Raw genomic sequence first — 15,005 nt, forward strand, 5'->3', positions numbered from 1 at the left:
TTTTATTTATACAAACTGCGAAATTTAATGTCTGCTTGAGAGCCACGTAGCAAAATCAATATGGCGCAGAAGCAAACAACCGCAGCAATAACAAAAGGGAACCCTTGAAAGTAGAGAGATTGTTCCTGACGAGATGAAAAATGCAGCAAGAACGCGCCCAACAACGGTGAAACAGTGATAGCCAGACCCAACATACAGTTCTGCGCTCCCAGATATTCCCCTTGTCGCTCATTGCCTGCACGCAATGAAATCAAAGCACGAAGCGTTGAATCGCTGATCAACGCCAGTGCATGCAAAGCAATTGCACCAGCAACAATAAGGGGTGATACGGCCAGGCTATAAGCGATAAACGCCAACATATAGAGTCCGTACCCGATGATCGCGGTGCGGTATTCGTTACAGCGCGCCACGAACATTTTTAGTAACCAAGTTTGCGTTATGATGATCCCGACGCCGAGCCCGGTGAGAGCCAGACCGTTTTCACGCGGTCCCCAGCCCAAACGCATTTCATTGAGTAAGACAAAACAGGCCAGAAAAATGCCGTAAACCACCATGCCAAGCGCCGAAGCATAAACCAATCGTCTCAGTACCCCATCCGTCGTCAGTAGTTTCAAGCTGCCCAAAGGATTGGCACGGCGCCAGTCGAACGAACGCTGGTTCTCCTTGGTCAGACTTTCGTTCAGAACAAACATGGCGGCAATAGCATTCACTGCTGCCAGTGAGCCAGCAATGACAAACGGAAGGCGCGGTGCAATCATGCCTAATAACCCACCGAGGGCTGGCCCGGCAACCATGCCGAAGCCGAGAACGCCGCTGACCAGACCGAAACGCGCGGCTCGCTGTGCTTCTGGCGTAACATCTGCTACGTAAGCCGATGCAGCGGAAGTGCTGGCGGCGGTGGAGCCTGAAAGAAATATACCGGCCACCAACCATCCTAGCGACGGCGCTGTCGCTACCAGCGTATAGCTCAGCGCTGTGCCAAACAGCGTTGAAAGCAATACCGGCCGCCTTCCCCAGGCGTCGCTAAGCGTCCCTAACAACGGGGCGAAAAGAAACTGTGCAAAAGCATATAGTGAGACAAATAACCCAATTAACGGCACACCCGCTTCCGGTGGTTGCGGGGAAACCTCCCGCAACAGATCGGGTAACACGGGGAGTACAATCCCGATACCTAAAGCATCCACAGCCAATGTCATTAGGATCACAGCCAATCGGCGTTTATGCTGCCGGGCATCAGGAAGGCGAGCCGTTGAGAAAGAATTACTCATACTTGCCTTCCTTTTATTATTGACGGAAAGTTATGGATTATTGCCCGCGATACATGTGCTACGTGCTCTTCCATCAGACAGCTATAATGATTCCCCGGCACTTCCGCGATACGAATGGGAAGAGTGGAAAACTTCTCCCAACCCCAGGCAGTGGTCTCCCGTATTTCCGGCACAACAACCCCTTTCGGTAAGGGTTCTACCGCTTTGACTAACAGCATAGGAATTGGCAACTGTACTGGTGTTGGACGATATTTCGGCGACATATCCGATGCAGCCCGATAGACATTGAACAATCCGCTAATTGAACTCATATCATTCTGTGCATGAATCAACGAAAAGCGTTTTAGCTGTTCTTGGATATAGCTCAATAACGCCTCACGTGGTAATGCACGCATTTCGTCGTCATCCAAGCTATCGATCATTTCCAGCCGATCAGTGTAGTAGGCAAAAATACCAAGAATAACTTTGGCAATATCAGCATCTTCCTGATACGGAACTGGTGCATAAGGTGGCGCGGCGGAGTCGAGTAGCACCAGAGAACCGACGCTTTCTCCTTCAGCATGAAGCTGCCGCGCCATTTCATAAGCTACCTTGCCACCCAATGAATGACCGCCGATATGATATGGTCCTTGTTTCTGTACCGAGCGCAAACAAGCAATATAATGTGTTGCTATTTCTTCCACCGATTGGTGCGGCGCAGTTTTTCCATCAAGCCCCAAATACTGCATACCGATAAATGGCAGTTCTCGTGGTAATGCCGCAGCCAAAGGCATAAATTGGGTAACATTGCCGCCCATACCCGGCACACAAAACAAGGGTGAATAATTACCATTACCGCCGTGATTAATGGGCGCTAGGCAGTAGCGGATATGGGTATCCTCAGGAGCCTGGCTCTTTTTCTCATCAGATAGTGAGCGGACAACACGTGCCATTGTCGGCTGTTCGAGAAACTCCGCCAGTGTCAGACAGTGCTGGAAATAATCACGTAAACGGGAGATCATTTGCGTTGCCAACAGTGAATGACCGCCCAGTTCGAAGAAATTATCTTCCAAATGAATCGTCTCTTCACCCAGTAGCTCATACCACAATTGACGAACCGCTTCTTCTGGGCTGGCGGAATCAGCTATTGTCGATAAATTCCGTAATTGTGCGTGCCGAACAGCAGTAAATTTACTGACAACGACCTGTGCTTCCGTTCCAGCAATAGCCAGATCGAAAATAGCGCAGCCCTCTTGATTACTGAGACCAATTACACTTTCTTTACGGCGTGCAGCGTAATCCACTGCCATCCCTACTTCAGCCCAGGTATCCCAGTTAACAGAGGTTACCGGTATAGCCTGTTGTCGCCAGTAGTGAGCCACGGCATCAAGATAACGATTCGCTGCCGCGTAGTCTGCCTGCCCAATTCCACCTATCAATGAGGCAAGTGAAGAGCACAACAGAACAAAGTCGAGAGGGTCTTGATTAATCGCCGTCATCAGTTGCTGTGTACCACTTACCTTTGCCGCCATCACATGCCGCCAGTCCTGCGACGAGCTATGCTCCAGCAATCCACTGGCTTCAATACCGGCTGAATGAATCACACCGTTGATAGCGCCAAATCTTGCCCGCATCTGTGCCAGTGCTTTAGTCAATGCCGCACCATCAGCAACATCAGCGCGCAATATCATGACTTCAGCGCCAGATTTCCGTAACACATCGAGTAAAGCTTCACTTGTCGCATTCGTTTCCCGGCGGCTCAAGATACCGAGTTTAACCTTACTGCATTTATCGCTGAGATGACGCGCCAATAACTGACCGATACCCCCCAATCCACCAGTAATCAGGTAAACACCGCCATCACGCAGAATTTGCCGGCGAGGGATCTCATCAAGCTCGGTAAATGTCTGTAATTCACGCTCACCCTGTTTAAGCATAATGCTAGTAACCGGCATTCCTTCTGTCGCTTCGTCCGGTTGTATATCCGTGTACAGTTCCGCAATCAGCGATTGATGTGTAGCAACGGTGTTATCATCCAGATCGATATGACGTGCAGAACATCCCGGATACTCTGTCGCTAAGATTCCCAGCAATCCAAGCGCGGGTGCGGCATTACAGGCTTCCAACACCTTGGCCGCCTGTAACCCACGGGAAATTAGGGTAATATTAAAAACCCTGTGATGACTGGTAAGCGCTTTAATCGCAGCCGCCAGTTGTTCAAACGCGGCTTCTGGTTGAGAAATCACTGCCGCAGTCCAGCACCAGATGATACGTTCTGGCAGCACTTGTTGTTGTATCAGGCAATCTATTAATCGTTGATAATCTTCGGGTTGATCCTTACGTAAACTAAAGCGGTAAGTCTCCTGTTGCAGAAATTCATCAGCATCTTCGACAACAATACTACCGGGCGCTGCCGCTTCCCATAAATCACTCAGATCAGCCGCTTGAGCGCCAAAAATCAGCCACGGCGCACGATTCTGCTTTGCTTCGTCCAGTGGCTTCGGCAACCATCGAGGGTGACGACACCACTGGGCTACATTCGACTCGTGCGCGGACTGGAGAGGTAACGAGTTGAATTGCCGTAAATTGTAACCGTGAATTTCAACCAGCACCTGCTTGCAATTCTGGCTCTCATCCCAACTAAATAGCGTGATGTTATAGGTTCGTGGCGCCGTCTCAACCGCCAGGCTGTAGAATTCGGCGCATAATGGCCGATGCAGCGTCAGCGAACCATAATGGAACGGGATTGAAGCATCACCCGGTAACAGACAGGCATGTAAGAACACCGTGCCCAAGTCGAGCAAAGCAGGGTGTAATGCAATATCAGGCAAATCATCGATAAATGCCTGATTGAGCCGCAACTGTGCCAACGCACAGCGATCACCCATCCAAACACCTGTAATGCATTGCCAATGTGGTCCATAGTCAGCAAATGCCTGATTGAAACGTTCCGGCGCCTCTGCAACTTCTTCAAGCTGCAAATTCCGGCGTAACTCATAAGGCGAAACAATCTCTGCTGGTGGAGAGCATATAGCAGTAATATTACCGTTTGCATGGAGTTGCCACCTGTCATCGCCATCACCGCGAGACTCCAGCGTAAAGGCAAAGCTGCGATCAATGGCGGTCAAGCTAATGCGTATCTGACGCTCAACACCTGACGGTAGCACCAATGGTGAGGGGAAATAAACCTCACTAAAAGTGGCCGTGCCACCAGGTTGCAATTCGTTAACAGCACGACGCACTAATTCCAGGCAACCTGTGCCCGGTAATACACCTTGCCCTTCGAAAATGCGATGTTCATCAATAAACCAGACATTATCATCTAGCTTACAAGTAAATTGCGTGACCCCCTCTCTATCCGATAATTGTGTGAAAGTCGGTACTCTTCTGTGCTGTGTACTTATTGCGGCGGCTGATGTAGTGACAGGATGTTCCAACCAGAGATGTTGGCGTTGGAAGGGGTACACTGGCAGCATAACCCGATGTAATTTATGTGAATGACCAAATGCAGCCCAATCAATGGCGACTCCTTGCTGCCACAACTGCCCGATGGTATTGAGCAGCGCCTCTTCATCTGGTTTCTGCTGGCGAGTACGGCGCATTGTGGTCAGTATCTGAGCCTGGCCTGTCTGCTGTAGAGCTTTCAGCATGCTGGTCAGCGCACTCCCCGGACCTACTTCAAGCAGGATTGGATTATCATAATGGCTCAGCAAGGTGAGAATTCCATCATAGAAGCGTACCGGCCGACGCAGGTGATCGCCCCAATAGCCAGAATTATCGCGATCCTGTTCACTGAACCAACTGCCGCTGACATTGGAGATCATCGGAATGGTGCTGGATTGTAGCGTGAAGCCTGCGCTGAACTCCCGCATCTGTTGTGCGGCAGCATCCATTAATGAACTATGAAATGCATGTGATGTCGTGAGTCGCTGGCAAGAAATGCCTGCCTTGTCGCACTGTTCTTCCAGTACCGCGATGTTGTCATGGCTGCCAGTTATCACGCACTGTTCAGGCCCGTTGATCGCGGCAAATTCACACTCTGGCGCCAGCGAAACCATGCGTTCAGGTGATGCCTGTACCGCCAGCATTGCCCCTGTGGGCTGACGTTGCATGATTGCAGCACGATTGGCTACCAATGCCAGTGCATCTTCCAGCTCTAACATACCCCCTACGCAGGCAGCAACCAGTTCACCGAGACTATGACCAATCATTGCCCGGGGGGTAATACCCCACGCTTGTAGCTGGCAGGCCAGCGCATACTCAACAGTGAACAGCGCAGGCTGAGTATAACGTGTAGCATTTAACCGGCTAATCGCATTATCGCGTTCTGATTGCGGATAAATTAACTGCCTGATATCCAGTTTGATGTGTGGTTGTAGCAGTTCGGCACAGCGATCAAATTGCTGGCGGAATACACCATCGCGCAGATAGAGCGATTGACCCATTTCAATAGACTGACTTCCTTGTCCCGGGAACATAAAAATCACCGCTCGATGCTGTTGTTTGCGACTAACAGTTTGCGGCGATAGCTGGCGTAGTTGATTGATTAATTGCTCCCGATCTTTTGCCACAATAAAAGCACGTTCACTGAAGGCGCTGCGTCCCTGTTGCAAAGTCCCGGCAATATCCGCCAATGGTTCATTACCGGTAGTCAATGCTATCGCCAAACGTTCCCCTTGTTGAAGCAACGCTGGCGGCGTTTTCGCTGAAATCGGCAGCAGATGCCAGCGCTCGCCATCTAATATACGGGTATCTTGCTGACGCGGAGCTTCTTCCAGAATAAGGTGCGCATTAGTGCCGCCAATACCGAAAGAACTTACGCCGGCACGACGTGGCTTACTTGTTTGCGGCCACGGGCGTGCTGTATTGATCACAGAAAATGGAGTCTGTTCGAAGTGGATTTCAGGATTGGGTTGATGATAGTGAATACTTGGCGGCAAAGTCTGGTGACGCAGCGCCAACACGGTTTTGATTACACCTGCTATACCGGCGGCGGCATCAGTATGTCCTATATTTCCTTTCACAGAGCCTATTGCACAACTCCCTACAGGCAATGTTTTACCATCAGACTGTTCCAGGAAAGCCTGAGTCAGCGCACGTACTTCTATCGGATCGCCTAGAGAAGTCGCCGTACCATGTGCTTCGATATAACTGATGCTGGCAGGCGATACACCCGCGTTACGCAGCGCATCTTTAATTACAGCAGATTGGCCGTCAATACTTGGTGCCGTGTAACTAACCTTTTGGGCGCCATCATTATTGACAGCAGAACCTTTAATTACCGCATGGATAGTATCGCCATCTTCCAAAGCAGCAGACAGACGTTTTAGTAATATCATCCCACCGCCACTGCCGCTGGCGGTACCGTTGGCCGCCGCATCAAATGGCCGGCAAAGGCCATCTGGAGACATAATTCCACCACTGACATGGACAAAGCCAACCTGTTGCGGGTCCAGTGCTACCGCACCTGCCAACGCCATGTCGCATTCACCACGCCGTAAGCTTTCGCAGGCAAAGTGAATAGCGGTAAGTGATGATGAACAGGCGGAGCCAATACTGACGGCCGGTCCGTTAAGGTTCAGCTTGTAAGCAGTACGTGTAGCGATAAAATCCTTGTCATTACCTATTTGCCACTGACCGGGGTCGAGATGCATCCGGTCTTTATTTGGCATGACGTTTTCCAGCAGGTAATAATTGAAGCCACTGCTACCAAAGACACCGACTGAACGCGGTGTACTATCATTGCCATAGCCAGATAATTCCAGCGTTTCCCATGCCATTTCAAGAAACAATCGCTGTTGCGGGTCCATCACCTGCGCTTCTCGTGATGAATAACCAAAGAAACGAGCATCAAACTCCGCGCAACCTTCCAGCAAACGTGCGCGTCTGACAAATTGCGGGTGACTTAACAGCGCTGGATCGACGCCACGTTGTAACAATTCCTCGTCAGACAACGCTACACTGGCATCGTAACCTGCTAACAATCGCTGCCAAAAAGTGTCGAGATCTGGCGCTTGTGGGAAGCGGCCGGTCATACCAATAATCGCAATAGCATTGCTATCCTGAGTCGAAACATTCAGCGTTGATGGCGTTGCTGTTTCTTCAGTGACTATCGGCGGTGTGATTGTGGCAGGTGTTTTTTGTTGTGACAGTGTGTCCAGTAGTTGAGCTTGTTGTCGAATGGTGGGATGAGCGAAAATATCGGTGACAGACAAGCCGTGACCAAACACCTCATTCAATTGTTGTAATAGCGCCATAATCCGCAGTGAGTGGCCGCCAGCATCGAAAAAGTTTTCGTCATAACCGATTTCATCCCTCTCTAGCAGTTCACGCCAGATAGCCTCAACGCGACTAAGTGATGACACAACTTTGGCTGGCAAAGGGGAAGATTGATGCTGACCGGCACGTGTCAGTTTCATTTCAGCCAACGCTTTCAGATCGACTTTTCCCGTAATGCCGGTAGGTAGTGCATCAAGAAAGAACAGCGCCGTTGGCACCATAACTTCACTAACCTGCTGGCGTAATGCGTTCAGGATCTCATTACGGCTAGTTTCGCCGACAATGTATCCCGCTAACTCTTTATTTCCTTGGCTATCGGTGATCGCCAGCGCTTCGGCCTGACGTACACCCGGTAACGCACTTAGGGCGGCACGTACAGCATTCAGTTCAATTCGGTGACCACGGATTTTTACCTGACGGTCAACCCGACCAACAAACTCCAGTGCGCCATCCACGCGTTGGCGCACAATATCGCCGGTACGGTACATGCGAGCCTTTAATTGTGGTGCAAAGCTATCGGGTAAAAACACCTCAGCGGTTTTTTCATCCATCCCCAGATAGCCCTGTGCCACACAGGTTCCCGCTAAATACAGTTCACCCATTTCTCCCGGTGCCACGGGCTTTCTCTGTTCATCAAGCAGATAGAAGCGAACATCGCCCATTGGACGCAGTACCAGATTTTGTCCTGCGGCATGATAATCCGTAAGGGATACCACAATCGCGCATTCAGTAGGGCCATATCCATTCATCAGCCTGCGTCCTACAGACCAGCGCTGGGCGATTTCAGGCATACAAGGCTCACCCGTTACGATAAGCACCTGGAGATTAGGCAGCGGTACTAACGGCACTATCGCCAACGCGGAAGGTACGATCCACATATGCGTAATCTGTTTATGTGCCAGCCACTCTGTCAGCCCACTGCCAGGTAATAGTTGTTGTTTCTTACCGAAGACCACACAAGCACCTGTTGCAAGCGCTGGAAAAATTTCTCCCAACATCACATCAAACACGGGCGAAGAGTATTGTGCTATGCGAGAAGCAGGTTCCAGCCTCAGTTCATCGCGTATTGCCAGAATGTTATGACAGGCACTACGGTGGGAGACAGCAACACCTTTCGGTTTGCCCGTCGAGCCCGACGTGTAAATAACGTAAGCGCAGTCATCCGGCTGACAGATCGCCGCCATTGCCATATGGGGGGTATTGGCTATATCTAACTCATCAATATTAATTGCCGCCAGACCAAGACGCTGGCACAGGGGCGCTGTTTCATTTCGGCATAAGATCGCTTTTATTTCCGCATTATCAATCACATACCGATTTGCTGGTTCGGCGTTATCAGGAGCCAGCGGCACAAACACCGCACCAATCCGGTTAATTGCCAGCATTGCCGTGACATTATGTGGATGGTGCCCCATCAGAATGCCAACTCGATCGCCACGGCTTACACCTGCTTGTTGTAGTTGCTGCGCCACATATGCCGTCAATGTATCAAGCTGCTGATAACTTAGGCTCAATTCGTCACTTTCCAGCGCCACATGTCCGCCATACTGGGACAGGCTCTGCTCAAACAACTGAAACATTCCTTGTGGTTTATCAACAATGAGTGCTGGTTGAGCATTACTGACAGAATTAACTGTTAACAAATCAGCCAATGCAGTATCTGGTTTTTCAATGATTTGTGGCAACATAGCCAGCAAATGTTCACTCATCCGCTCCAGAGTGACGGCAGATAACACCCCCGGCATTGCCATAAAGTGAGCATAAACCTGACCATTTATACGATTAATAGCCAGTTCCAGATCAATTTTGGCGCGATAATCCCCCAACTCGACGTCTGAGACCTTCATGTCCCCGAATGTTGCATCGTTTGGTTGATCCAGTTCACAGGAAAAAATAGTTTGGAAAACAGGGTTTTTACCCGCTGTACGAGGCAAATTAAGTGTCTGTACCAAATAATCGAATGGTAAATCCCGATTTTCAAGAATATCGAGACTAACTTGTCGCGTATGCATCAGTAGTTGCTGGAAAGTGTGCAATTCACCGCTATTGATACGTACCGGTAAAGTATTAGCAAAGTAACCAATCAACGCATCCCATGCAGGTATGGTGCGCAGCGACACCGGGGTGCCGACGATAAGATCCTGCTCGCCGCTTTGCTGGCGCAACAGGAGTGCAAACAAGCTCAACCAGACCATAAACGGTGTACAGTTCTGCTCACGAGCCAGTTTTTCTACACCTTCAACATACTGGTAGGGAATAACAGAACTTATTGACGCCGCCTCGTCAGTGGGGGCAGCCATATCATTCAGTATCAGAGTAGCTGGCGCATCCGCCAATTGTTGACGCCAGAAATGAATCTGTTGCTGTACCGCGGGATCAGTCAGTCGAGTGCGCTGCCAGGTAATGAAATGCCCATAGTTTGCTTCCAACACCGGTAGCATGGGTGCCTTACCGGCCAGACGTGCCTGATAGCAGTGCCGTAACTCATCAAAAAGTATTGCCAGCGAGCGGCCATCGGAAATAATGTGATGCAGAGTAATACAAAGCACATGTTCTTGCGGGGACAACGTAAACAGTACCGCACGGATGAGCGGCCCATTGGCGAGATCGAAACTTGCCATCATTTCTTCCCGCAATTTCGATGCCAGCGCTGATTCACCGCCAGCGATATTTTGTTGGCGCAGGGTTAGCGTTAGTTCAGGTGCAACCTGATGACTGGGTTCAAAACTGGATGTTCCATCCGGTCCGCTTACTTTGCTGACTTGGCTAGAGAATGTAGTGCGCAATACGTCATGACGTTGCACGATGTCATTGAGTGCCTGCATTAACGCACTAAAATGCAGATTACCATGCAGACGCAATGTGAAAGGCACGTTGTAACTGCAATCATCCGGCCGTTGCATCGCAAGCAACCACAAACTGCGCTGACCGAATGAGAGTAAATCACTGATCTGCGAAATGTGCTGCATAGTAACACTCTGTTTCGCGCCGCTCTTTTCGACACAGTTCTTTTCAATGCTATCCAGTAGCGAAGCTAAACCGACGATAGTCGGATGATTGAAAATAGCGGAAAGCTTAAGCTGAACACTAAATGTCTTATTAATCTGTGTAATCAAATTGGCAGCAGTTAATGAATTGCCGCCACAATAGAAGAAATTATCTTCGGTGCCGATGACCTGAACCCCCAACGCTGTTCTCCATAATGCCAGCAGTTGTTCTTCACGATCATTCACCGGTTCTGTCATAGATTCCTGATTTTCTGGTAGCGAAAAATCTGGGACCTGCAAGCGCTTGCGATCAACCTTGCCATTAGGTGTGGTGGGTAATTTATCGAGAAACACGAAAGCACGCGGCATCATGTGCCCGGGTAGCCGCAGGGACAAATAACGCCGTAACTTATCAGTATCAGCCGATGACACAACATAGGCGACCAGCACTTTATTATTTGTACTGTCATTACAGGCAACAACCGCACACTGGCGCACATCTGCGTGTTCCAGTAGGGCGCTCTCAACTTCACCTAATTCGACGCGAAAACCGCGAATTTTGACCTGATGATCACTGCGTCCCATGAAATCAATAGTACCGTCAGCTAGGAAACAGCAAATGTCTGAGGTGCGATAAAATCGCGTACCACTATTATCTTGCACAAAACTGTCTGCCACAAAACGACCTTGGCTATCGAATTTGCCAGTGATAAATTTCTCTGCCGTAAGCTGAGGATTATTGAGATATCCTTTCGCTACGGTAATACCAGCAATCAACAATTCACCACTAACGCCGATTGGCACCTGTTGTAAGTGTTTATCAACAATGAACAGCTCACAGCTAGCCAGCGGCCTACCTAATGGGATCACTTTCCCGGCGGCCAATGGATGTGTTTCCGGATCAAAAACAGTGCTGTCAATGGTGGCTTCGGTTACACCGTAAGAACCCAGAATACGCGCATCTGGGCGGCAAAGCGTCTGTGCTGCGTGCAGCTCATGACCGAACCAGACATCAGCCCCACACACCAGTGTTGATAATCCATCCAGACGTTTCCCATTATCCTGACAGAACTGAATTAACTGACGCAGTACTACAGGAGGAAAATCGCCAAAGGTCACGCCTTCGCTCATCATCAAGCGGTGCATTTCCGGCGCATCCAGCAACCATTCACGCGGACACATAACCAAGCATCCACCACAGCTCAGAGTACGGCTGAAATCCCCTATACTGAGATCGAAAATCGGGGCGGCAAGTTGTAGCGATACCGGCTCTCCGGGCTGGGTGAAACGATAGTCATAGCACCAGGCATGGTACGATGCGTGCAGACTGCCGTGGCTTACTTCTACCCCTTTGGGATTACCCGTTGAACCAGAAGTATAAATAACATAGGCCGAATCACTTTCCTTCACCGGCCAGATTGGTTGCTCTTCCGGCGGCGCTGGTTGGCGAAACAATCCATCAACTTCCAGCGTGATGGCACGAAAATCAAGCAAACCAGCAGCATCCTGTTCATTGGTGAGGATCAGTACTGGCTGTGCATCATTTATTTTATCGGCAAAGCGAGGATCAGCGGGGGATAACGGCACATAAACCGCCCCGGCGGAGAGAATAGCGTAAAAAGAGATGACAATTTCTGGTCGGTAGCTCATAAATACGGCAACCCGGCTACCCGGCCCAACGCCGCACTGGCGCATCTTCGCGAGCAGACATTGCGCATACTGGTCCAGTTGAGCATAGGTGAAACGTTGATCACGCCAAACAATCGCTCGGGCATCTGGATTATTACGCACTTGTGACTTGATGCGTTCAGCTACTGAAATAAATTCCAATACGGGTAGAGGTTCTGCCGGCCGGGAGAAGCGAGCCAACGTCTCCAGCTCTTCTGGCGGCAACATGCTACATTTGGCGACAGAACGCTCAGGCTCACTTAACAAGCTATCCAACAATTTCTCATAGTGATTCACCATGCGAGTAATGGTGAGGTTATCAAACAAATCGGTATCAAATTCAACCAGACAGAGTAGGGAATTCGGGGATTCTTCTATCGATAACGTCAAATCATATTTAGCAGTATCAGAATGGATAAATTGTATTTCTGTTTCTAATCCATCTAGTTGCAATGCTTGTCCCGGGCTCTTCAAATAATCAAACATAATCTGAAAAACAGGGGCATGGCTCAGAGAACGCAGGGGTTGTACCACATCGACAATTTCATCAAATGGCAAATCAGCATTTTCATATGCATCAAGCAGTACATCGCGTGCTTGAACTAATAGATCACTGAAACTTATTTCCTTGCTAAAGCGAAAACGCAGCGGTAATAAATTGATGAAAAAGCCAAGACGGGCATGTCCATCAATACTGTGACGATTCGCAAATGGACTGCCAATAACGATGTCGTCATCGTATGAATAACGATTCAGTAATACGGCAAAAGCGGAAATCGCCACCATATAAGGTGTTAATCCATAACGTTGGCAGATTTTAGAAATACGTCCAACGAGAGATAAAGGAAGTGACTTCTGATATACCGCGCCACATCCCCGTTGTTCCAATAGCCGCGGCCGATCTGTAGGTAATTTATGTAGTTCAGGCAATTCCGCTAGCTGTTTTCCCCAATAGCCGCGTAAGCGTTGCTGACGGGCGCTATTAATATGAATATCTGTTACAGAGTCACTGACATGCGGGTAAGTAATCGTTTCCAACTTAGGTTGTTGACCGACTTTATACTGATTATAGGTATGGCTAAAATCATTAAGAAAAACGTGAGTAGACCAATCATCAAATACAATATGATGAAGAGTAAATATCAATTGATGATCGTTCTCTTGTCGATGAAGCAATAAACAACGAAAAGGCAAATCGCTACTGAGATTAAAACAATATTTGGCTTCATTATTACAGATTGACTGTATTTGGGTTTCGCGTTCTTCCGGGGAATAATAGCTGAGATCACGGATACGTAATTCAGGCCGCTGCGGATGCAATGTTATCTGCAATTCTCCATTGAGAACATGAAATTGAGAACGCAACACCGGATGACGCTCAATCATAAAAAGAATAGTTTGTTCAAGCGCTTTCGTATCTAACGTACCACGCAAACGTAACGAAAATGGCACGTTATATAATGCTGAGTCCATATTTCCTTGGCTAATAAGCCATAGTCTGCGTTGAGCAGGCGTTGGCAATAAGAATGGAACATTTGCTGAGGTGTTTGAATGATTACTCACAACATTTTTCCTAAGATAAAAGGGTTCTTGAAGCTTAGTGATCGCCGTAAAAACTATCGCCTTGGCTGTCGCCATTTTTCATTGCAAAAGCGCTATTGGGAGCACCTGTCACTCTGTTCTAACGGGGTGAAATCAATCAGAATGATAGTACGGACTCCAACGCTGGAGTTTTCATCGCAAGTTACGGGATTGATGTAATGACAAATCGCTGCATCGTCGATGATGTAGCTATCAAGGGGATCATTAAGGGTAAAGCGAGTTATCTTATGAGCAGGGACTTCTTCAAGCTGGCAATTTGCATAAGAAGGCGGCGCGATATGCGTTGCACCGCCTTCGACATTGTAACGTTCAATCAAATGTACAGCGGTGAACGGCTGACCGTCACGATGGAAACAGTTAGGCGTAATTTTTGCCGGTTTACCAGGTAGTGCTTGCATTCGGATCAAATGTACACCACACAGCAGACGGGAATAATGTTCGGCCATGCCGGTTAGACTCAGATCGTGCCAAATGAGTTTATTAAGTAGTCCTTTATTCAGTATTTCATCAGGCATGCGCAGGAATTTGCGTACCACACCACCAAATTCAGGTTGATATTCACTTCCCTGATGATAATCAATCTCTATACTACCATCAGGCTGCTGATGACCTGTTTTCCAATGAATAGTTTCTGTTTCACCGCTCCACACTCCTTCGCAATAACTGCGGTGACGACCACCTTCACCAAATCGGTCTAACGGCAGTGACTTTGATAATTCACACAGAGAGACAAGATCGATTTTTTCACTGTCAGAAAGGGCAAGATCGGTGGCGTTGAAAGTGGCAAACCCTTGTTGGTGCAAGTTATTGCGGATATGTGCGGTAGTAAGACGGTAACTCTCTGGTGCGTTAATAAATATATTCCAGCCCATTGTAATATCTCTTTATTAGGGTGAACTAAAATGACATCGTATTAAATTAATTACGATATCTTAGGGAAAACCAATTAATGCTAATTAACTCAAAAAATTATTTAGTTATACCCGTCATCTTCCAAGTTGCCTCTTTGTTGGCTGCACTCACTCACCCCGGTCACATAGTTAGCTATGCTCCCGAGGATTCGCTCCCTTGCCGTCGCGATGCATCTTGAAATCCATAGGGTATATACCCGTCATCTTTCAAGTTGCCTCTTTGTTGGCTGCACTCACTCACCCCAGTCACAGAGTTAGCTATGCTCCCGGGGATTCGCTCCCTTGCCGTTGCGATGCATCTTGAAATCCAT

Annotated in this window: 3 protein-coding genes; all 3 read right to left on the reverse strand. The window is 48.7% G+C overall.

Going from position 1 to position 15,005, the window contains the following annotated elements:
* Window positions 1–2: 2 nt before the first annotated feature.
* The 3 genes from V2H77_RS15430 to V2H77_RS15440 all read right to left on the reverse strand — a co-directional run bounded on the left by V2H77_RS15430 (window position 3) and on the right by V2H77_RS15440 (window position 14,655).
* Window positions 3–1,268: an MFS transporter gene (locus tag V2H77_RS15430; RefSeq protein WP_341499499.1), complete on the reverse strand. Its 1,266-nt coding sequence runs from the start codon at window positions 1,266–1,268 to the stop codon at window positions 3–5.
* Window positions 1,265–13,744, reverse strand: coding sequence for a hybrid non-ribosomal peptide synthetase/type I polyketide synthase (locus V2H77_RS15435; protein WP_341499500.1), 12,480 nt, complete (start codon window positions 13,742–13,744; stop codon window positions 1,265–1,267). Before V2H77_RS15435 ends, V2H77_RS15430 begins: the two co-directional genes overlap by 4 nt.
* 92 nt (window positions 13,745–13,836) lie before the next feature.
* Window positions 13,837–14,655, reverse strand: coding sequence for a 2OG-Fe dioxygenase family protein (locus V2H77_RS15440; RefSeq protein ID WP_341499501.1), 819 nt, complete (start codon window positions 14,653–14,655; stop codon window positions 13,837–13,839).
* Window positions 14,656–15,005: the final 350 nt, after the last annotated feature.

The sequence above is a fragment of the Photorhabdus sp. P32 genome (assembly GCF_038085095.1).
Classification (GTDB): Bacteria; Pseudomonadota; Gammaproteobacteria; order Enterobacterales; family Enterobacteriaceae; genus Photorhabdus; species Photorhabdus luminescens.

Bases quoted from the DNA above. Each gene is read 5' to 3' on its own strand.
- V2H77_RS15440 (WP_341499501.1), bottom strand. From the start codon at position 14,655: ATGGGCTGGAATATATTTATTAACGCACCAGAGAGTTACCGTCTTACT.
- V2H77_RS15430 (WP_341499499.1), bottom strand. From the start codon at position 1,268: ATGAGTAATTCTTTCTCAACGGCTCGCCTTCCTGATGCCCGGCAGCAT.